Origin of the sequence: Acinetobacter sp. YH12128 (genome assembly GCF_013418655.1) — a bacterium.
Taxonomy (GTDB): Bacteria; Pseudomonadota; Gammaproteobacteria; order Pseudomonadales; family Moraxellaceae; genus Acinetobacter; species Acinetobacter amyesii.
Map to the genome: position 1 here is coordinate 1 of NZ_VPBO01000010.1, position 22,163 is coordinate 22,163.

General features: G+C 39.3%; 19 protein-coding genes. 13 read left to right on the forward strand and 6 right to left on the reverse strand.

All coding sequences use genetic code 11. The features are described 5' to 3' along the window. Window positions 1–517 precede the first annotated feature (517 nt). The 3 genes from FTU64_RS06905 (at window position 518) to bfr (ending at window position 3,445) form a co-directional block, all read left to right on the forward strand. Window positions 518–1,306, forward strand: coding sequence for a hypothetical protein (locus FTU64_RS06905; RefSeq protein ID WP_180011991.1), 789 nt, complete (start codon window positions 518–520; stop codon window positions 1,304–1,306). Between the two features lie 353 nt (window positions 1,307–1,659). Next, window positions 1,660–2,634: a 23S rRNA (adenine(1618)-N(6))-methyltransferase RlmF gene (gene rlmF, locus FTU64_RS06910; RefSeq protein ID WP_180059460.1), complete on the forward strand. Its 975-nt coding sequence runs from the start codon at window positions 1,660–1,662 to the stop codon at window positions 2,632–2,634. Between the two features lie 346 nt (window positions 2,635–2,980). Next, entirely contained in the window at window positions 2,981–3,445 is a 465-nt protein-coding gene (bfr, locus tag FTU64_RS06915; protein ID WP_180059461.1) for a bacterioferritin, read from the forward strand. A gap of 57 nt (window positions 3,446–3,502) precedes the next feature. Here the strand turns inward: bfr and FTU64_RS06920 are convergent, their stop codons facing one another. Further along, window positions 3,503–4,036 (reverse strand): peroxiredoxin, encoded by a 534-nt coding sequence (locus tag FTU64_RS06920; protein WP_373886573.1) that lies wholly within the window; start codon window positions 4,034–4,036, stop codon window positions 3,503–3,505. 223 nt (window positions 4,037–4,259) lie between these two features. Here FTU64_RS06920 and FTU64_RS06925 point away from each other — a divergent pair, with 223 nt between their 5' ends. The 6 genes from FTU64_RS06925 (at window position 4,260) to FTU64_RS06950 (ending at window position 9,459) form a co-directional block, all read left to right on the forward strand. Beyond that, window positions 4,260–4,991: a YqiA/YcfP family alpha/beta fold hydrolase gene (locus FTU64_RS06925; RefSeq protein WP_180059463.1), complete on the forward strand. Its 732-nt coding sequence runs from the start codon at window positions 4,260–4,262 to the stop codon at window positions 4,989–4,991. 86 nt (window positions 4,992–5,077) lie between these two features. Then, window positions 5,078–6,370, forward strand: coding sequence for an adenosylmethionine--8-amino-7-oxononanoate transaminase (bioA, locus tag FTU64_RS06930; RefSeq protein WP_180059464.1), 1,293 nt, complete (start codon window positions 5,078–5,080; stop codon window positions 6,368–6,370). Continuing rightward, complete coding sequence (locus FTU64_RS06935; protein WP_180059465.1) at window positions 6,367–7,524, forward strand: 8-amino-7-oxononanoate synthase; 1,158 nt, start codon at window positions 6,367–6,369, stop codon at window positions 7,522–7,524. The genes bioA and FTU64_RS06935 overlap by 4 nt, the downstream gene beginning before the upstream one ends. A gap of 7 nt (window positions 7,525–7,531) precedes the next feature. Continuing rightward, entirely contained in the window at window positions 7,532–8,320 is a 789-nt protein-coding gene (bioC, locus tag FTU64_RS06940) for a malonyl-ACP O-methyltransferase BioC (RefSeq protein ID WP_180059466.1), read from the forward strand. After that, on the forward strand, window positions 8,317–8,961 hold the full coding sequence (gene bioD, locus FTU64_RS06945; RefSeq protein WP_180059467.1) for a dethiobiotin synthase: 645 nt from the start codon (window positions 8,317–8,319) through the stop codon (window positions 8,959–8,961). The genes bioC and bioD overlap by 4 nt, the downstream gene beginning before the upstream one ends. Window positions 8,962–9,000: 39 nt before the next feature. Further along, complete coding sequence (locus FTU64_RS06950) at window positions 9,001–9,459, forward strand: nucleoside deaminase (protein WP_180059468.1); 459 nt, start codon at window positions 9,001–9,003, stop codon at window positions 9,457–9,459. 104 nt (window positions 9,460–9,563) lie between these two features. Here FTU64_RS06950 and FTU64_RS06955 read toward each other — a convergent pair whose 3' ends face one another. The 5 genes from FTU64_RS06955 to FTU64_RS06975 all read right to left on the reverse strand — a co-directional run bounded on the left by FTU64_RS06955 (window position 9,564) and on the right by FTU64_RS06975 (window position 14,841). Continuing rightward, window positions 9,564–9,977: a biopolymer transporter ExbD gene (locus tag FTU64_RS06955; RefSeq protein ID WP_078190075.1), complete on the reverse strand. Its 414-nt coding sequence runs from the start codon at window positions 9,975–9,977 to the stop codon at window positions 9,564–9,566. 18 nt (window positions 9,978–9,995) lie between these two features. Further along, window positions 9,996–10,421: a biopolymer transporter ExbD gene (locus tag FTU64_RS06960; protein ID WP_078190074.1), complete on the reverse strand. Its 426-nt coding sequence runs from the start codon at window positions 10,419–10,421 to the stop codon at window positions 9,996–9,998. A 14-nt stretch (window positions 10,422–10,435) separates the two neighbouring features. Beyond that, on the reverse strand, window positions 10,436–11,299 hold the full coding sequence (locus tag FTU64_RS06965) for a MotA/TolQ/ExbB proton channel family protein (RefSeq protein ID WP_078194237.1): 864 nt from the start codon (window positions 11,297–11,299) through the stop codon (window positions 10,436–10,438). 28 nt (window positions 11,300–11,327) lie between these two features. Beyond that, a complete protein-coding gene (locus FTU64_RS06970; protein ID WP_180026721.1) occupies window positions 11,328–12,026 on the reverse strand; it encodes an energy transducer TonB in 699 nt (232 codons plus the stop codon). Between the two features lie 148 nt (window positions 12,027–12,174). Next, complete coding sequence (locus tag FTU64_RS06975) at window positions 12,175–14,841, reverse strand: TonB-dependent receptor (protein WP_168379578.1); 2,667 nt, start codon at window positions 14,839–14,841, stop codon at window positions 12,175–12,177. A gap of 771 nt (window positions 14,842–15,612) precedes the next feature. Between FTU64_RS06975 and FTU64_RS06980 the strand changes: the two genes are divergently transcribed. From FTU64_RS06980 to FTU64_RS06995, 4 genes are all read left to right on the forward strand, one after another. Then, window positions 15,613–17,340, forward strand: a complete 1,728-nt coding sequence (locus FTU64_RS06980) for an ABC transporter substrate-binding protein (protein ID WP_180055390.1) — start codon at window positions 15,613–15,615, stop codon at window positions 17,338–17,340. 67 nt (window positions 17,341–17,407) lie between these two features. After that, window positions 17,408–19,171 carry an ABC transporter substrate-binding protein gene (locus FTU64_RS06985; protein ID WP_373685813.1) on the forward strand — a complete coding sequence of 588 codons (1,764 nt, stop codon included), beginning with the start codon at window positions 17,408–17,410 and terminating at the stop codon, window positions 19,169–19,171. 23 nt (window positions 19,172–19,194) lie between these two features. Next, a complete protein-coding gene (locus FTU64_RS06990; RefSeq protein WP_180059469.1) occupies window positions 19,195–21,210 on the forward strand; it encodes a M3 family metallopeptidase in 2,016 nt (671 codons plus the stop codon). 10 nt (window positions 21,211–21,220) lie between these two features. Beyond that, a complete protein-coding gene (locus FTU64_RS06995; protein ID WP_078190067.1) occupies window positions 21,221–22,159 on the forward strand; it encodes an ABC transporter permease in 939 nt (312 codons plus the stop codon). The last annotated feature ends 4 nt before the right edge of the window (window positions 22,160–22,163 follow it).

Genomic DNA, 22,163 nt, shown 5'->3' on the forward strand with positions numbered 1-22,163 from the left:
TTATAATCAGCGAAGAATTCAAAAAGGCTTGGATTTTAAGACACCAAATCAAATGGCAGAAGACTTTTATCGGTTAGCTGCCTAGAATCTCCCAAGTGAAAGTCTCCTGCTAATTCAGCACACATCAAAATACTAGATACCATTTTTATCTAAGTCAAAGAGAATGAAGAATATTACTTATACCCGTTTTTAGAAGATCTGATTATAGGTATTAATCATAAAAGTACGAAGCAATCTGTAGCCAATCTATTTGGCCCCCCCCCCCGAAAGAGAAGGTGACAGTTGGCTTAAATACAGAATATTTGATAACTATTTACATTTTGAATTTGATGATTCATTAGAGTTAAAACAAGTCACAATAGGCAAATGTTGAGACTATTATATTAATTTTTATGTATTTTTTTAAATTTAAGACCTAGACCAGTGCCTAGGTTTTTTCATTTCGTATAACAGCCATTATGTTAAATGGAGGAGATCTGACATAATTCTTGGCTTCAGTTAACTTTCTAAAAATCTTATGACTACACTTAATATCGAAAAGAAAGCAAATCCCCTTTTAAGTGATGAGGCTCAAGAATTGTTGTGTTTTGCAACAATTAGTGAATCTAAATCTTGGAAAGATGTTCTCAATTTGTATTTAGAAATTAAAGCAAAAAATGCTCCTAAGAAAGTGTTAATGCTTTTAGAAGATATAGGACAGTGTGAATATACGTCTATGCATGCTTCGATGGGAGATGGACTTTATTTTGATACATCGGAAATTATTGAAGAGGGTGAAGATGAAGATATAAGCTATGACAACACCCTGCCATTTCAGGTTAAGTATCATATTGATCAATTATTAAGATCTGAAAATAAGGTGAACATTCATGATCTACATGGAAAATTTAATTATAGTGATCAAGACCTATCTGTTTTATTAAAAATTAATGAGCAGCCTGAAAAAATTTTAGATGAAGTTATTCAAATTAAATTAGTTAATTCTGAAAATGATCATGAAAAATTTGCAGCACAGCTCAATGGATATTTTAGTTGTGATCTATCTCCTTTTGAATCTTTCAGTTTAATCCAATATTTGGATAAGAATTTTGATCTAGAATATGTTGGCTTAGGTGCGAGTTTATTATTTTTTATCAAGAAGCCAAGCTTTACCTTAGAGAAACTGGATTCTCTCTTCGAAGAATTAGATAACATTTATTCTTATAATCAAGAAACTAGTAGTAGGTTGAAACGACATTTATCAGATCATAATTATATGATCTTACCGTATGTTGATTCTCTAGATATATTTGATTTAGATGGATAATGAATATTAAGTTCCCCTAAAATTAACATAATACACGCTATACGAATACTAACTTTTATTTCATATAAATCATTATTTTATGCTGATATGAAAAGCCCTATCATCACAGATTGGGCTTTTTTGTTGATTCTTCATCTTCCACGGTTTTTTTAATGAAATCTAATGCTATAGCAACCAAAAATGTACAGATTAAATAAGAATAGATGTCCACGTGGTTATTGATTTGCAGAAAGACAAATAACAGGTTGGGGGAGCAATTGGGGGGTAAATTCACGTACAATATCAACTAATTTGCAGGTAGATATCCTGCCTTATCAGATGATTCTGTTCTCCCGTTGAATATTGGCATACATATGGCGCAAGCAAAGAAATCTTTTCCGCAGCAAAAGTCGGAATTACATGCACGAAATCTGCACCGTAGTCGTTACGATTTTCCTCAGTTAATCAAGAGCTGTAAGGAACTTGCACCTTTTGTCAGCCCAAATAAATATAACGATTTATCGGTAGATTTTTCTGATCCGCACGCTGTGAAAATGTTGAATAAAGCATTGCTCAAGCATTTTTATGGCATTCAATATTGGGATATTCCTCAAGATTATCTTTGTCCGCCTATTCCGGGGCGAGCGGACTATATCCACTATTTGGCTGACTTGTTGAGTGCTAACAATAAAGGTCTGATTCCAGCTGGAAACACCGTTCAAGTCTTAGATATTGGCGTTGGCGCGAACTGTATTTATCCGATCATTGGTCATCGAAGCTATGGCTGGAAATTTGTCGGCTCAGACATTCATGCTGCATCGGTTAAAAGTGCCCAATTTATTGTGGAGGCAAATCCGAATCTGCGTAAAGGTATTCAGATTCGATTGCAGAAAAAAGCGAGCAATATTTTCATTGGTGTGATCAAACCTTCAGATCGTTTTGATTTGACCATGTGTAATCCGCCATTTCATGCCTCGCAAGATGAAGCCAACGCGACAGCAACGCAAAAATTAAGAAAACTGGGCAAGCCGGTTGATCGTACCAAGGTGGTGTTAAACTTTGGAGGTCAAAAAAACGAACTCTGGTGTGATGGCGGCGAAGAACGATTTGTCTGCCAAATGGTGCAAGAGAGCATTCAGTTTGCAGAGCAATGCCTTTGGTTTAGTACACTAGTTTCCAAGAAAACAACATTGCCAGTGCTTTTAAAGGCCTTAGCGAAGAGCGGCGCAGTGGATGTGAAAACTATTAAAATGACTCAGGGACAAAAAGAAAGCCGTTTTGTCGCTTGGACTTTTTTAGATTCAAAGCAGCAGCAAGCATGGAACAATGCACGTTGGACTTCAGCTTAAGTCTGTCTTCTTTGGAAATTTGGGTCATCAGTGCACTATTCCATGAATAGAGGCGAGGCATTGCAAGTATGGCGTCTTGGATCAATCCGGCGAATTTTTGCTAAACAAGACGCATTGTTAATTGTTACAAAAAACAGCATCTAGCGATTTTTGCTTATTTTGTGTTCTAAGCGCTTTGAATATTCTGCAAGGGCTTCTTTTATATGTGAAAAATGCGCGGAATTGAACTGCAAATGCGTATGTTTATCATTTAAATTTTATATAAATCATAAGCTTACAAAAATTATATTTTGCATTCATTTTGAAACTTGTCCATAATATTTGAAAAGGGTATGGAGTGAAGAAAATGCGTGGCAATCCAGAAGTCGTAGACTACTTAAATATGCTGATCGGTGGCGAACTGGCTGCTCGTGATCAATACTTAATTCATTCCCGTATGTATGAAGATTGGGGTTTAAGTAAAATCTTTGAACGTATCGATCATGAAAGCCAAGAAGAAGGCTCACATGCAGATGCATTGATTCGTCGCGTATTGTTCCTTGAAGGAACGCCGAATATGAATCGTGATGATATTGAAGTTGGTACAGACGTTGTGACCTGTTTAAAAGCAGATTTAGCGCTTGAATATCATGTTCGTGAGAAACTTGCACAAGGCGTAAAATTGTGTGAAGAAAAGGGTGACTATGTGACCCGTGACATGCTACGTCAGCAAATGTCAGATACTGAAGAAGATCATACCTACTGGCTTGAAAAGCAAATGCGTTTGATCGAACTGATTGGCTTACCAAACTATATTCAGTCTCAAATATAAATTTCGAAAGAATCTAAAGACCCAGCACAAGCTGGGTTTTTTATTAAGTCATGAAAACTATTGTTGTAGTTTTTTGATATCTGCCAAAACTTGCGCCGCATGTGTCTGTGTATTCACACTGGTGTAGTGATACACAATAATGCCTTTCGGATCAATCAGAAAGGTTTCACGTTTGGCAACTTTCAAAATCCCTAAGTTTCGTACAATACCTAGCTGAGTCGCCAGCTTATGCTGTTGGTCGGCAAGAATTGGAAAGGGAAGTCCGAGTGCTTTAGAGAACTTTTGATGTGATGCAACATCATCTAAGCTTGCGCCCAAAACAACCGCATTAGTTTTAAAAAATTGTGGATACAGGGTTTTAAATTGATTGGCTTCTTCTGTACAACCGGGTGAGTTGTCTTTGGGATAAAAGTACAGAACAAGCCATTTCCCTTGATATTGCTTCAGTTCGTGCCATTTTCCATTTTGATCTTGCAATTTAAAGTTGGGTGCGGGTGTGCCTACCCATTGTTTTTGTTTGTTTTGACTGGTGCTGAGTATTGATGTTTCGGCAACTGTGATTTGGGTAGTTGCTATTAAAGCATATGTCATGAAACAGATTTTTAGCAATGAAGAAACTTTCATAGAGCATCAGTTTATATCGTTCTTTATCTGATCTTAGCAAATTTTAAAGCGCTGTAGGCTAGCTGATTTTATATTTATCAAAGTCGATTGCGAATGTCTTTTGGCAAATCGGTTGATGTGCTGAAATGCCACTTTCAAACTTGCTTTGAGCTTTTATACTATTTGGAATCGTTTAATTTTAGAGTTTGCATTGAAACAAAAGATTTTACTTATTACTGGTTGGGGCGGCGGTCGTAAATTACTGGCTCCTTTACAGCAGGCATTGATCGCGCAAGGTTATCAGGTCGAATTATGGAATATTTTTGATGCCTTAAATCTAGAAGTGCTTGAACAGAAAGTTGAATCGGCGCAGCAATTTGATGTGATTATTGGCTGGTCTCTTGGTGGCCAATTGGCAACGATTTTGGTAGATGAAATTCAAAAAAAATATCAACAACAGAAAGTGCTGATCACATTAGGTTCAAATCCAAGTTTTGTGGCTGATGAAAAGTGGCCTGCTGCGATGGATCAAGTGAGTTTTCAAAGCTTCAAACAATCTTTTGAGCAGGATGCAATTTCGACCCTAAAAAAGTTTGGTTATATGGTTTGTCAGGGCGCTGATAGCAGCAAGCAAGATTTCATCACCTTGCAAAATTTGATTCAAGCGCAAAATTTAGATGTGCTTCGAGCAGGATTGAACTGTTTGGAGAAGCTTAATAATGTCAGTATCTTGAAAAACTACACAGGTCATCAATACCATATTTTTGCTAAGCAAGATTATTTGGTTAGTTACAAAGTTGAACGCTTACTGCGTAATTTAGCTGTAAAGTTTTTGGAGACTGAATTGGTTTCTGGCTCACATGGCTTTCCATTGTTTGAATCTGAAGTCATAAGTTGCAAAATCTTCCAATATTTAAAGAAAATAGAACAAATCTCTGAATAGCTGGGCTTTATGGCAATTTATTTTTCATTGGCGTGGGGGTAACATCTTGCCACATTGATGTTTTAGCCTGATACATGGAGTGAGGGATGGTCAATTTAACCGATCTACAATTTGATCAGCAGCATATTTGGCATCCCTATACATCGATGACTCAGCCCCTTCCAACGTTTAAAGTGAAACGTGCGCAAGGGGTAATGATTGAGCTTGAAGATGGTCGTCAATTGATTGACGGTATGTCTTCATGGTGGTGTGCGATTCATGGTTATAACCATCCCGAGCTAAATCAAGCTGTGACCGATCAACTGCAACAAATGTCACATATCATGTTTGGTGGATTGACGCATGATCCTGCGATTCAACTTGCTAAGTTACTGTTAAAAATCACCCCGCCCAGTTTAGATAAAATTTTCTTTGCCGATTCAGGTTCGGTTGCTGTCGAAGTGGCCTTAAAAATGGCAGTGCAGTATTGGGCGTCTTTGCATCAACCGAATAAAACCAATTTTGTCACTCCACGTTCTGGCTATCATGGCGACACTTGGAATGCGATGTCTGTGTGTGATCCCGTGACAGGGATGCATCAGATATTTGGTTCCAGTTTGCCCAATCGTATATTCGTTCCAGCACCGCAAATTGGCTTTGACCAAGTGTGGAATCCTATGGATATTGCTGAACTAGAAAAGACACTTGCTGAACAGCATGAAAATATTGCGGGATTGATTCTAGAGCCGATTGTGCAAGGTGCAGGAGGCATGCGTTTCTACCATCCTGAATATTTGCGTCAAGCTAAATTACTCTGCGAAAAATATAATATCTTACTGATCTTTGATGAAATTGCCACAGGCTTTGGGCGAACAGGAAAGCTCTTTGCTTGGGAATGGGCCGCAGTTGAGCCAGATATTATGTGTATTGGTAAAGGACTGACAGGCGGTTATATGACCTTGTCTGCAACCCTGACTACGCAGAAAGTCGCGAATACTATTAGCCAAGGCGAAGCCGGCGTGTTTATGCATGGCCCAACCTTTATGGCGAATCCGCTGGCGTGTGCAGTTGCGCTGAAAAGTACCCAACTTTTAATGCAACAGGACTGGGCGAGTAATATTCAACGTATAGAACAACAGCTAAAGTTGGGCTTGAGTTCGTTAGCTAAACTCAATTATGTGCAAGATGTGCGAATACTTGGTGCTATTGGTGTGGTGGAATTGACCTTTAATGTCGATATGAAAACGCTACAACAGGAGTTTGTTCGTCGTGGTATTTGGATTCGTCCATTCGGTAAGCTAGTGTATGTGATGCCACCCTATATTATTTCTGAGTATGAATTAAAAATTTTGCTAGAACAAATGGTTGAGGTGGTGAAAAACATGGGGCAGTCGGTATGAATCTGCTTAGCCATTTTTCAGATCAACTTGATCAACTAAAACAGCAAGGCAACTTACGTCAGTTCACTTCGAATCATCAGCATGATCGTTACATTAGTATTCACGATCATACCATGTTGAATTTAGCGTCAAATGACTATTTAGGTTTGGCTTCAAACCTACATCTACGTGAACAATTCTTTGATGAAACCCCGAACGCACAGCGTTGGATGAGTTCATCCTCATCGCGTTTATTGACAGGAAACTTTTCTGAATATGAACAACTTGAATCAACATTAAGTGATGCCTTTCATGGTCGATCTGCACTGTTATTTAACAGCGGCTATCACATGAATATCGGGATTTTACCTGCACTGGCAGACAGTAAAACCTTGATATTGGCGGATAAGTTAATTCATGCCAGTTTGATTGATGGCATCCGATTATCGAGTGCGAAATATGTACGTTATCGCCATAATGATTTGGCGCATCTTTCTCAGCTTTTATGCAAATATCATGAAGATGAGGCTTTTGAGCGGATCATTGTGGTGACTGAATCGATTTTCAGTATGGATGGTGATGAAACCGATTTGGCTGAACTGGTAAGGATCAAAAAACAATTTCCCAAAGTGATGTTGTATGTCGATGAGGCACATGCAATCGGTGTGCGCGGTGAGCGTGGTTTAGGCTGTGCTGAACAATATCAAGTGATTGATGATATTGATCTTTTAGTCGGGACATTTGGTAAAGCACTGGCTTCAATAGGGGGGTATCTCATCTGTCATGCGATTATTCGTGACTATTTGATTAACTCGATGCGACCGTTGATTTTTAGTACTGCACAGCCCCCGATCTGTATGGCTTGGACAGATTTTATTTTCAAGAACGTTTTAAATTTAAAAGAAGAGCGTCACCATTTACAACAAATCAGTCAAAGTTTGCAGCAAGCTGTGCAAGCTAAAGGTTTTGATTGTCCATCTACATCACATATTGTGCCCGTCATTATTGGCGAGTCGAATAAAACAGTTGCCAAGGCTCAATCATTGCAAACGGCAGGTTTTTATATCATGCCTGTACGTCCACCCACTGTGCCGCAGCATAGTTCGCGCTTACGCATTTCACTCACTGCTCAGATTACACAAACAGATCTTGATCAGTTGACTCAATTGTTGTGAGTGACTTGTGAATAATATTGAGATTGATAAATCCCAAGTGGCGTTGCGATTTGCTCAGGCAGGGCAGAGCTATGCTGAACATGCCGTTGTACAAAAAGAGATTGCTCAACATTTATTTGAGTTGATGCAGCAGTATTGTCCAAAGTTGCAAAATCATCCTGTAGAAACCGTTTTTGAAATCGGATGTGGTTCGGGGAATTTAAGCCATTTGATGCTGGAAAATATGCAAATCAATCATTTGGTTTTAAATGATCTATATGCAGAAATTCAACAGCATTTTTCATCAAGTCAGCAGATTCAGTATTGGCTTGGAGATATCGAACAACTTGAATTTCCACAGCATATCGACTTGATCGCATCTAGTTCAGCTTTGCAATGGGTAGGGAACTTAGCGGGCATTGTTGAGAAAGCCTTTCAAAGTTTAAATCCAGAGGCATATTTTTGTTTTTCGACCTTTGGGCAGCAGAATTTACAGGAAATAAAAGCTTTGACTGGGCAGGGTTTGGACTACCTCGATGTTGATATGCTTCAAATCATATTAAGTCAAAATGGTTTTGAAATTCTGCATCTTTCAGAGCAGACAGCGGCATTATATTTTGATCATCCAAAGCAGGTTTTGCAGCATTTAAAAGCGACAGGTGTGACTGCGACAGCCTCACATTTTCGTTGGACGAAACAATCGCTCTTTGATTTTTATTCAGCATATCAACAGTTTTCTTTGCGTGATGAATCTGGGCAGATGCGTTATGCACTGACCTATCATCCGATTTTTTGTATTGCACGGAGAATGCCATGACAGGGCAAGTTTATTTCATTAGTGGGATCGATACAGGCATCGGGAAAACATATACCACGGGCTATTTGGCTAAAATATGGAATGAACAAGGGGCGCGAACGATCACGCAAAAGTTGATCCAAACAGGCAATGTCGATATTTCTGAGGATATAGAACAACATCGTCAAATTATGGGTACGGGGTTGTTGGTCGAAGATGAAACCAAACTCACGATGCCTGAAATATTTAGTTATCCTGCGTCGCCACATCTCGCCACCAAACTCGATGGACGTGACATTGATTTTGCTAAAATTGAATATGCGACAAAACGTTTAACTGAAAAATATGACAACGTTTTACTCGAAGGTGCGGGTGGTTTGATGGTGCCATTGACTACGGACCTTTTAACCATCGATTATGTTGTAGAGAAACAATATCCCGTTATTTTGGTGACATCAGGTCGTTTGGGCAGCATTAATCATACGATTTTAAGTTTGGAAGCATTAAAAAGTCGTGGCTTAGTGCTTTATGCACTCGCTTATAATTTAAATGATGAATCGCAAGATGCATTGATTTCTAAAGATACTGCTGAATATTTAAAAGCATATTTAGCGAAACACTTTCCACAAGCATTATGGATTGATGTTCCTGTATTGGCATAATGGGCTAACTCTATATATTGACAATGATTGGGTGTAATTATGACGGATCATGCGTTTATAGAACTTGCGATTCAACTTGCGAAAGAAAATATTGAGCAAGCTGGTCGACCATTTGGTGCTGTGATCGTTAAGCATGGCGTTGTGGTGAGTACAGGGGTGAATCAAATATTAATCTCAGGCGATCCCACATCTCATGCCGAGTTAAATGCATTAAGACAAGCCGCACAAAATTTAAATACGACGTCTTTGAAGGACTGTGTCGTTTATGCGAGCGGACAACCGTGTCCAATGTGTTTGGCGGCTCTGCGAATGGTTGGAGTTGAAAAAATTGTGTATGCCTATTCAAATGCTGATGCAGAAGCCTCTGGTTTATCTACAGCAGAGATTGCCGAAAAATTAAGACATGAACCACATGAACAGCAAGGGTTGAGTTTTAGTCAGTTAAAGCCAAACTCTGATCATGAGCTATATGATTTTTGGAAGCAGAAAAATACTTAATAAATACTATGTGTTTATTTCTGAGTCACTAACTGTATAGATTTCTGTGAAGAATTAAAAAAGCCAACTGAGGTGATCAGTTGGCTTTTTTTGTTGGGGAGCAATTATTGATTTGCTGAGACCCCAATTTTTTTGACATTCAAACGTTGTGCTGCGGCCATCACCATTGCGACATCTTTATATTCTGTCATTTTGTCAGGTTGCACTTTGATCGTATCCTGATCTGCTTGTTGTGCAACACCAGCAAAAAGTGTTTCTAAAGCTTGCTTATTGGCAACGGGTTGACCATTCCAAAATAATTTACCTTGTGCATCAATGCGTAAAGTGACCGGCTCAGGCGGCTTTTCATTGGTTGGCGGTGGCGTACCGTTTGGCAAATCAATATTGATCGAATTATTTGGAATTGGAATTGTGATAATAAACATAATGAGCAAAACCAACATCACATCGATCAATGGCGTCATGTTGACGTCCAACATAACATCATCGTCTTTATCGGAACCGACATTCATTCCCATACCTTGTCCCTCATCCGATTATGGTGCGGCAACAGGAGTAGTGACAAAAGCAATTTTGCCAATTCCTGCTGCTTGTGTTGCACTAATGACTTCATCAATCGCTTCATATTTTGTCACCTGATCGCCACGGATATGAACTTCAGGTTGCGGACGCTTTTTAGCTTCCGCTTGTAGTCGACTGATCAGCGTATCTTTATCTGCAATGTATTTTTCATTCCAGAAGATATCGCCATTTTTATTGACAGCAATCTGAATATTGATCGGTTTGGTTTCATAAGGAGTGTTCTTTTCCTCAGGTAACTTCACCGGAACTGTATGGATTGCAACAGGTACTGTAATTAAGAAAATAATGAGCAGTACCAACATAATATCAACCAAAGGTGTTGTATTAATGGCTGAAATTACATCATCTTCGTCACCATCTGAATTGACCATCATTCCCATGGCTGATGCCTCTCTTATTTGGTGTCGTTATTATTGTTTTTGATCTCACCGCTTAAAAGTACGGTGTGTAGATCTGAACCAAAGGTACGAACATTATCTAGAACTGCCTTATTACGACGTGTTAACCAGTTATAGCCAAGAACCGCAGGTACTGCTACAGCCAAACCAATTGCCGTCATAATCAGGGCTTCACCGACTGGGCCAGCAACTTTATCAATAGATGCCTGACCTGAAATACCAATTGCCGTTAAAGCATGGTAAATACCCCAAACTGTACCGAACAAACCCACAAATGGTGCAGTCGAACCGACAGTTGCGAGAAAAGCCAATCCACCACTTAAATGGCTTTGAATTTTATCGATAGCACGCTGGATTGAAATAGTCACCCATGTGTTGAAGTCGATACGTTCCAGCAGATTACCGCCATGTTTTTTGGTTGAATTAATGCCTTTTTCTGCAATAAAGCGGTATGCACTCGATTCGTCTAAGGTTTCTGCTGCGCTATCAATTGAAGCAGCATCCCAAAATTTAGCTTCGGCTTCTTTGCCTTGACGTTTAATTTTAGCTTGTTGAATAAATTTAGTGACCATGATGTACCAAGTTCCAATCGACATCAGGACCAAGATAAAGAGTGTCGATTTAGCAACGATGTCACCTTCACGCCATAGTGCTTCTAAGCCATACGGGTTATAGACTTCTTTGGTTGCTGTAGGCATTGGTGGCGGTGCAGGTGTATTTGTTGTATTCGTAGTTTCTACTTGTGTTGTTGCAGTATTTGCAGATTCTTCAGCAAATGCTGCTTGCAGTGGGAGTAATGTACTTGTTACTAAAACTGTAGCAGATGCAAAAATACGCGCAGATTTCATCATTTTATTCATTTATATTCTCCAAATTTTTGTAGATTCATTAATCAAGTTTAAATTCGTATTCAATATCAAACCAATCTTCAACTGGCTCACCATTTTTGAGTGCAGGCTTAAATGTACATAAGCTGAATGCTTTGCTAGCAGCCTTATCTAGAGATTTAGTACCACTCGATTTTTTGACCTTCACTTGTTTCGCACTGCCGTCAGGCCCAACCAATACAGAGATGCGGACAGTTCCTACTTCTTCTGCCATTGCAGCTTCACGAGGGTAATCTGGTTCTTTACATCCAACGCTACCCTCAGATGCACCACGTGTTTCCCCAGCTGGTTTTGGAGCAGGGGCAGGAGCGGGTGCTGCCGCAGCGATTGGTGCAGGTGCTGCAACAGGGCTAGGAGATGGAGAGGCTGTAGGCGTAGGTGTTGAAACGGCTTTCACTGTTTGTGTTGGTGCAGCTTTTTCAACAACCTTTTGTTCAGGTTGAGGGTCTGGTGTTTTGAGCACTTCCTTAACGAGTTTTGGTAATTCAGGTGGTTTTTCAATTGGTTTCGGTTTTTCTGGCTCAGGTTTTTTATCTTGAATAATGATTAATTCAACAGGTTCTTCTACAGTTTTCTCACCTTTTTTGGACAGGCCAGTAATTAATCCGTAGAGTACAATGAGATGCAGAAGAATGACTGCCCCAATTCCGATCAGGCGTTTGCCGGAATTATTTTCTAATTCGGAAAAGCTTTTGCCCATTACTACTCCTGAAATGTGAGACAAACAATCAATAGTGAAATTGGCACTTGAGATATAAGTGTTTTTTGCATTTTTTATGTTTGACTAATTAAATAAATTAACGCTACTAACACGGTTAGACGAGTAACCGTGTTAGCAAAGTTATGTTTTAGAAGAATTTATATGTACCACGTACAAAGTAAGTACGTCCTGTTGGATCGCTGTAGCGAGGGTCATAACCATACTGTGCATTGTTTTTTGCGTCAGATGCAGCTGGCTCGGCATCAAACATATTTTTGATACCTGCTGTAAGCTCTAGATTTTTAAAGCCTTTGTAAGTACCTGCAACGTTATACAAGGTATAGTCAGCAACATCACGAGTTTCAGATGCGTCTTCATAACCGCGGGTGAATTGTTGTTCGAAACGCAATCCCCAGTTTTCATATGCCCAATTTAGGTTGGCCGTATGTTTCCAGCGGACAACTGCAGGGTCATCATAAACACCGACTAAGCCTTCCCATTCACCGCCTTTTTCAGTTTGGTAATCCATTTTGATGACATAAGTACCATCAATACCGAAGCCCCAACGTCCTGTAGGTGTATTTGGAGTTTGATAATTTAGACTTAAATCAACACCAGAAGTTTTTAAACCACCCATGTTTTGCAGTGTTGTATTTAAATACTGAATTCGGCCATCTGGTGCATATACAATTAAGTTACCGTATTGACTAAGATTGTCGAAAATCATGTCAGGTGTAATTGAACCAACAAGATCTTCAATTTCAATATTGTAGTAATCAGCAGTAAAGACTAAGTTTTTGATTGGTTCAAAGACGAAACCAGCTGTATATGATGTTGATTCTTCAGGTTGAAGATCTGGGTTACCACCTTGCTTGCGTTTGAATTGCATACCACATTGGTCGGCGTAGTTAACATCATTTGGCTTGCCCTCAGCATCACAAAATCTTGGATTGTCGAAGCTGGCGCTAGTGTATGTTTCGCTTTGTGGAGCGTTGATTTCCCAAAGGCTTGGGGCACGGAAACCAGTGCTATATGACGAACGGAACATCAATTGCTTTGTCGGTTCCCAACGTAATGAAACTTTCGGGTTGAATGTATCGCCGAAATCACTGAAATCATCATAACGCGCTGCAAGTTGAGCTTCTAAGGTTGGTAAAATCGGAATGTGGAATTCTGTAAAGAATGCTGTATTTTCACGATCACCTTTACTGATTGGTTTATCAGGGTCTATACCACTACCAGGAACTAAAGCGACAATCGGTGAGTTTACTTTAGCCTCCCAATCTTGCTTAGTGAAACTACCACCGAATGCAAAACCAACTTCACCCGCAGGTAGTTCGAAAATTGGTCGGCTAATTGTGAAGTCAACAGAAGTTGATTCTAAACTCGCGACGTTTGTTTTACCTCTAACATCAAAAGTCGACCATTTCCCTGCATCTTCAGGTGCTTGCGCACCAAATGGATTAAGTGTTCCATCATTCAGCGCATCTTGTACTTTCTCCATGTTGAGATAGCCGCTCTTGAAGCTGTCACTTGATTCACCTTTGGCATATGTCACCCCAGCATTCACATCCCAGCCTAAAGCTTCACCTTCAATTCCGGCAAAGACACGATTCGATTCATTAATGGTGTGTGATACACGATTACCAGCTTGAGAACGAAGATAAAGGGCAGCTTCATCATCTTTTAAACCAGTTATACCTGGAGTTATGCCATTGCCAGGGTAGTATTTACTTGTATTCGGAATAGTTAGGCTACCACCCCAAACATCTGGAGCAATAGAAGTGGTGACTTCGCTTTTTGTATAGATGTATTCAGCAACAGCATTGATATTGTCATTGATTTTAATTGTAGCTTTACCAAGAGCAGATAGTGTTTCTTCTTCCGGAATAATACCAATCAATGCTTGGGTATTAAGTAAACAGCGTGTACCAGAGACAAATGTATTTGGTGCATTATTACAGTTATCGTTGATATACGGGTTAACAATACCAACGCCTGAATCACCGATATTTGCAGGGAATCCAGCTGTCGATCCAATTGCCATACCGAGTTCAGGAATTAAACCGCCACGTTTACTGACTTTACGATCTTTAGCCCAGATTGGGTCGGTTTTACGATAATCGATAACACCATAGACATTAAAACCTTGTTCATCTAAATCGCCATAACCACCAAAAATAGAGACGTCCTTTTTATCGCCTCCAGCTTCTTCAGGTGCAAATATACCTCCGCTAATACCAGCGCCTGTATATTGTTTTTTAGTGATAAAGTTGATTACACCTGCGATTGCATCTGCACCATAAACGGCAGATGCACCATCACGTAGGACTTCGACGCGGTCTACCATTGCCAATGGAATGATATTCAAATTGACTTCTGAAGTACTGAATGGACTATTTGCCAGACGGCGACCATTTAAAAGGACAAGTGTTTTATCGGTACCAATACCACGTAAATTTGCTGAAGAACCAGAGGTATTACTTTTACCAATATTCTGGGAAGTCACAAAGCCAGCCTGGTTAGCACTGACTTTATTCATCGCTTCTTCCACAGTGGTAACACCCTGTTTAATTAATTCTTCAGCTTTAATCACCGTAATTGGTGATGCACTCTGTGCTGCTACCCCTTTAATTGAAGAGCCTGTTACGGTCACTTTAGCTACTTTTGGCTGAGCTTTCTCTTCTTCGTCCGTATTATCTGCTGCATGCGCTAAAGATAAACACAGCATACTTAAACTAAGAGTACTTAATTTAAGTATTGTTTTGCTAAATGGTGTGCCCCCCACAGATTTAGCATTTTTTTTCTCTTTCATAGTAAAAGTATTCCTTTTTGTTGTAGTTAGCGATATTGCTTGATTCTTTTTAAGCAATTCAAGTGCCATATTTATATTTAAATTTTATTTTCAAATATAAAATACTGATAAATATCTACATTATTGATTTTAAATTGGAGAAATTTAAGATGAACGGTAAGTATATTTTTTAAAATTATCCTTTTGATTGGGGTTTGTTGGGAATTTAACATTTGATCAAAAAAAATTTAAAAACATGATTAGGTGCAAATTAAACCATAAAAAGTGTGATTTAATTCATATTTATGTGTTTGATTTATAAGGCTAATAAGAGAAATAAATAAAAAATAAAAACCATAAATTCAGTGGCTTAGTTGTCTGTTGTCTGTCATTTCATCTGAACATGATCCATTATGAATCAGGAATGTATTATATTTGTGCAGAATGTGCATGGATGAGTACACATCCAAGAGTTGAATTTTTGATAAAAACGAGCTTTACTCGGAAAGTCGCTATTAGTATAAATTTATCTTAAAAAATGAATTTAAAAGGATATTTAATTCAGATAACTTTCAACCAAGGAGTGGTGGCATGAATTTCGCTTTATATTAATTGCTGTATTAAGTTCTACGTTTAAAACTCAATTTAAACTAGATTGTTTTATTTTAGTGAGGGTGGCTTTATTTAAAGTCTGCTTGCGGCTTTGTATTATTAAAAAATCATCAGAAAGGAAAAGGTTTGGAAACTAGAAAATTTAAAATAGCGCTCCTTGCATTATTAATTTCAACAGGGATGATGGCCGAGGTTCAAGCTTCTGCACAATCGAATAAAGTTTTAAATATTGCATTTGAAGCACCTGATGATGGTTTTGATATGGTCAAAACCTATAATTATTATAGTGGCAATATTGCGGAAGCGATTTTTGAACCCTTATTAAAATATGACTATCTAGCACGTCCTGTTGTTCTTGTTCCAAATACCATTGAAGCGATGCCAAAGATTGAACAAGAAGGAAAAGTCTATACCTTCAAAATCAAACGAGGCATCCATTTTTCAGATGATCCAGCCTTTAAGGGGAAAAAACGCGAGCTGGTTGCGCAAGATTACATTTACGCAATTCAGCGAATTTTAGATCCAGCTAACCGTTCTCCGACTTATTCATTTATTGATGGCAAGATCTTAGGGGGGGATGCGGTCGTTGCGGATGCAAAAAAGTCAGGAAAATTTAATTACAATGCAGCAATTGCCGGCCTAAAAGCGATAGATCCTTATACTTTGCAAATTACTTTGACGCGCCCTGACTATAATTTCCAATATATTTTGGCCTATGTTACGTTTGGAGCAGTTTCAAAAGAAGTTGTTGAATTTTATGGCAATAAAATTGCACAACATCCTGTAGGAACGGGGCCGTATCAGCTCAGTAAATATGTGCCACGTAGCAAGATCGAACTGGTTGCAAACCCGAATTATCGTGGTTTTGTTTGGAATTTTAAATCGACAGGCACAGCTTGGGACAATCAGTTAGTTAAAGAAATGAACGGGAAGAAAATGCCGCAAATCGGCAAAGTTTCCGTCAGTATTATTGAAGAAGAACAGTCACGGTGGTTAGCATTTAAAACAGGGCAGCTGAATTTTGATAAATTGACCTCAAATGCAGTACCGCAAGCCTTAGATTCGCAAAATAAACTTAAGCCTGATATGCAAAAGCTCGGCATTAAGCATTATCCAAATAAAGATGCTGAAATCACCTACAGCATGTTCAATATGCAAGACCCGCTTGTCGGTGGTCAAAGCCTTGAAAAGATTGCGTTACGCCGTGCTATCAGCATGTCATACAATCAAGCTGAAGCGATTAAACAGTTATATCAAGGGCAGGCCGTAAAGGCTGAAATGTTTTTGCCAGAAGGTGTGAGTGGCTTTAATCCAAAATATCGCAGCAGTTTGGGATATAACCCATTGCTGGCCAATAAATTACTGGATCGATTTGGGTATAAGAAAGGTGCTGATGGTTATCGAACCTTGCCCGATGGTAAAGCGTTGACCTTAAAAATAAATACTGAAAATAGCTCTAAATCAGTGATTCAATCTGAGTTGTGGAAAAAAAATCTCGATGCCATTGGGATACGGGTACAGTTTAAGGTCAGTAACTTTGCTGATAATTTAAAAGAAGCAATGCAATGTAAATATATGATGTGGTCAGGAGCGTGGATTGCAGATTATCCTGAAGGGGAGAACTTTGCTCAATTACTATATGGGCCAAATTCAGGACAAGGGAATTTAAGTTGTTATCAATCTAAAGCTTATGACGCTTTATATAAACAAGCAATTGTGTTGAAACCTAAAGATCGTGAACCTTTTTATGAAAAAATGAACCGTCAAATTGAAGCGGATAACCCTTGGATTATCCATTCTACACGGATTCGTAATTGGTTAATTCACCCTGAAATTCAGGGGTATAAAACACATCCAATGATGAACACCAGTTGGCAATATCTCGATATTCAGCCTAGTAAAAAATAATTGAGTCAGGATTACAATGAAGCGAAATTCGAATTTTACGCTAACCAAATTTGCTACAGCGTGTTTGATGGGGGGAGTGCTATTCAGTGCGATGCCGACATTAGCAATGGCAAAGAATCCAGCAGATCCAAATAAAGTTTTACGTCATATTTTCCCTGTCGCAGAAACAGGTTTTGACCCAGTTGGCGTACATGATCTGTATTCTGCACATGTGAATACCTCAATCTTTGAAACCTTATATACCTATGACTATTTAGCATCACCAGCAAAGTTGGTTCCTAAAACGGCGGCTGCGATGCCAGAAATCAGTGCTGATGGTTTGACTTATACCATTCGCCTGCAAAAAGGCATTTATTTTGCTGATGATCCTGTGTTTAAGGGCAAGAAAAGAGAGTTAACCTCGGCTGATTATGCATATACCTTTAGACGTTTAGTCGATCCACAACTTCGCTCACCAAACAGTTGGCTACTCGATGGCCGCATTTTAGGCATGGAGAAGGTTTTAGATAAGGCGAAAAAAACAGGTAAGTTTGACTATGATGCACCAATTGAAGGCATACAAACCCCTGATCGGTATACCCTTGTCATTCGTTTAAATTCTCCAGATCAAAACTTTCCAATGTTATTGGCTCATCAACCTGCATCGGCTATGGCACGTGAAGTGGTCGAAAAATATCGAGACAAAGCGGGTTTTGTGATGGGTAAACCGGTGGGTACAGGGCCATATATTTTGACGCGCTGGACACCTGGCTCACGAATTATTTTAAAGGCCAATCCCAACTATCGTGGTTTTGTCTGGGACTTCAAGGCATCAGATGCCAAAGATGAAAAGATCGTAAAAGCCATGCAAGGCAAAAAAATGCCACAAATTGGTGTGATTGATATTCAGGTGATGGAAGAATCACAATCACGTTGGTTGACCTTTGCAAAAAATGAAGCTGATTTGTTGGTGCTCGATGGAGATTTGTCGGTACAAGCCTTAAAAGATGGAGAGCTAAAGCCTGAGTTGGCTAAAAAAGGCATCCAAATGTCGCGCATTTCTGACCCCTCTATCGACTATCACTATTGGAATATGCAAAACCCTGTGGTTGGTGGTTTTAGTAAAGAAAAAATTGCATTACGTCGTGCAATGGCGATGGCTTATTCAGCAGATAATCAAATCAAAATTTTGATGAATGGTGATGCGCAAAAATTACAAAGCCCAATTCCATTCGGTGTTGTCGGCTATGACCCGAATTATAAGTCGAGTATTCCATATTCGGTCAAAGCGGCAAATTTATTGCTCGATCGTTATAACTATAAAGTCGGCGCAGATGGTTGGCGTACTCAACCGAATGGTAAACCGCTAACGATTGAAATGACGATAGCGGGCAATAGTAGCCGTAGTCAGCAGTCGGGCGAATTTTGGAAGAAAACTTTTGATAGCATCAAAATAAAAATGACAACAAAGTCGATGCCATTTGCAGAAGCTTTAAAAGCCGAAAAACAGTGTAAAACCATGTTTAAAGCATCTGCATGGATCGCAGACTATCCAGATGCAGACAATTTTATGCAATTGTTCTATGGCAAAAATATTAATGTCACCAACAACGGCTGTTCAAAAATACCTGAATACGACCGTTTATATGAACAAACACAGCGTATGAAACCGGGACCAGAGCGGGATGCAGTCTATCGGAAAATGTCACGCATATTAGAAGTGTATATGCCTGTCCAAATTAATTATGCACGTTACCGTAGTGTGTTGTCGCAACCACGCGTGATTGGTTATAAAAAGCATCCAATTTTGGCAACAGAATGGATGTACATCGATATTGACCCGAAAAAATAAAATGGAACAAAACTGGAGAAATTATGAAAAATAAAGCTTTGAAACTCACCACCCTCAGTATGTTGATGATCGGCGCTAGCCAATTCGTTCAAGCCGAAGATTCAATACGGAGTACTTTGCCAAAGTTCCAAGCCAAAGAAATACCTGCGCTGTGTGATGCCAAAATTCAGCAAGTGAAAACAGATTTAGCGGCATTTGAGCAAAAAAAGATAAAAAATAATGCAAAAGCAGCACCTGTTTTGGCGGAGTGGGATCAAATTTTTGCCAAATTTGAAGATTTTTATGGACCAATCGGACTATATAGCAACGTCGATCCTGATGAGGCTTTACGTAAGGCTGCGGAAGATTGTGAAATTAAAATTATGGAGTTTCAAACTTCGGTTTATCAAAATCCAAAACTTTATGAGCAAATTAAAAAACTCAAAACCAATGACGAAATTGATAAAAAAATGCGTCAAGACATCTTGGATGGTTTTGAAAATACAGGGGTGCAATTTACACCTGAAAAACGTGCACGTTTGAAAGCTATCTTTGATGAATTGGCAAAAATTGAACAAGAATATGCGCGTAATGTACGAGATAATAAAGAAAAACTGGAGTTTACACCGGCGGAGTTGAAAGGCTTGCCAGACAGCTATATTTCGGGCTTAAAGAAAAATGAAAAGGGCAATTATTTGCTCGGTTTTGAATACCCAGAATACCGTCCATTTATGGAACTAGCAGAAAGTGATGATGCGCGTAAGCGTTACCAAACTGCATTCACGCGTCGTGGTACTGAGAAAAACTTAGTATTGTTAAAGCAAGCAATGGATTTACGTTATGAAATTGCGCAGCTCTTTGGCAAAAAAAGCTATGCCGAATGGGTGTTGCAACACCGTATGGCAAAAGACCCTGAAACAGTGAATAAGTTCTTAGCCGATGTTCATCAAACGGTGGCACCTTTAGAGAAAAAAGAAGTTGAGACTTTACGTGAGTTCAAAGCGAAAAGCCTGAAAATTCCACTCGAAAAAGCTGAAATCAATCGCTGGAGTGAGAGTTATTGGAGTGAAAAACTTCGCAAAGAAAAGTATCAAATCGATCAAGAAAAATTGCGTGACTATTTCCCAACCCAAGCATCTCAAGAATGGATTTTTGCCATTTCATCTGACCTTTATGGTATTGAATTTAAGCCTGCGAAAGTTGATGTTTGGCAGTCAGAAGTTGAATATTATGATGTAAAAGATAAAAAGACCGGTGAGCTGCTTGGTGGTTTATATATCGATAAATACCCACGTGAAGGGAAGTACGGTCATGCAGCTGTTTGGGGCGTAAAAGGTGGTAGTACCTTGACTAAGCGTAAACCGATTTCTGCTTTAGTGACCAACTTTAACCGTAAAGGTTTAAATAGTGGTGAACTTGAAACCTTTGTTCATGAGTTTGGTCATGCTTTACACGGTATTTTGTCCAATACACGCTATGCATCTCAATCGGGGACTTCAGTAGAGCGCGACTTTGTAGAAGCGCCTTCACAAATGTATGAAGAGTGGGCACGTCGTAAAGAAACTTTATCTACGCTTGCAAATTACTGTAATCCAGCGTGTCCACCTGTAGATGATGCCCTGATTAATAAATTAAAAGCAGTTCATAGCTATGGACGTGGTTTACATTATGCACGTCAAGCCTTGTATGCAAAATATGATATGGCACTTCACTCATCAGATGCTTTGAGTGTTAAACCTTTAGATGTTTGGAAGAAAATGGAAGGCGAGACAGCTTTAGGCTATGTCTCAAGTACTGAATTCCCAGGACAATTCAACCATATCATGGGCGGTTATCAAGTTGGCTATTATGGCTATATGTGGTCTGAAGTGATGGCACTCGATATGTTGTCTGCTTTCGGAGATAACCTAAATAACCCTGAAGTGGGACAACGCTACCGCAAAACGATCTTGTCGCAAGGTGGTCAATATGAAGCAGAAAAATTGGTGCATGATTTCTTAGGTCGTAAACCTGATAACAAAGCTTTCTTTGATGAAATTACTGGACAACGAGTGAAGTAAGGACAACTTTATGCTGGCATATATCATACGGCGTATATGGCAGATGATCCCAACGATGTTGGGGGTTGTTCTGCTCATATTCTTCTTATTTAACTGGGTAGGTGGGGACCCTGCATATATTCTAGCAGGCAAAATGTCGAACCCAGAGCAAATTGAAAACATCCGTCAACAGTTGGGGGTTGATCAACCCTATTATGTACAATTGTGGATTTTCATTAAGCAGATTTTAACTTTTGATTATGGAATGAGTTGGAGTACAGGTGAGTCGGTGTCAGATATTATTTTGACCCGTCTAGGACCGTCACTGACGATTTTAATTCCTTTAACTATTTTGCAAACGATCATTTCAATTGGTTTGGCACTTGCTGTGGCTTCAGTTCGTGGCACATTAACCGATCGTATGATTATGATGCTTTGTACGATTGGTATGTCGATCAGTATTTTGGTTTACATTATTGTTTTCCAATACGTATTTGCATATCAGTTGAGTTGGTTTCCGGTTCAAGGCTGGAGTGATCACTTTAGCGAAAACTTATTTAAATACGGTTTACTGCCTATATTAATTATGTTGGTGGTGAGTATTGCGCCAACTTTGCGCTTATACCGCAGTTTTGTATTGGATGAAGTCAATCAAGACTATGTTCGAACTGCGCGCGCAAAAGGTGTGGGTGAAAGCCGTATTTTAGGTGTACATGTACTGCGTAACGCCTCAATTCCAATTATTACCGATGTCATGTCGAGTCTACCGGCACTGCTGATAGGCGCTTTCCTGATTGAACGATTCTTTGGTATTCCGGGTATTGGTCGTGAAGTCATTATTGCTGTTGAACGCAGTGACTTCCCTGTCATTAAGGCGATTACAGTCTACGTTGCAGCGGCTACAATGATTTTTAACTTAATCGCGGATTTGATTTATAAACTTGTCGATCCTCGCGTTCAGTTGAAGTAGGTGG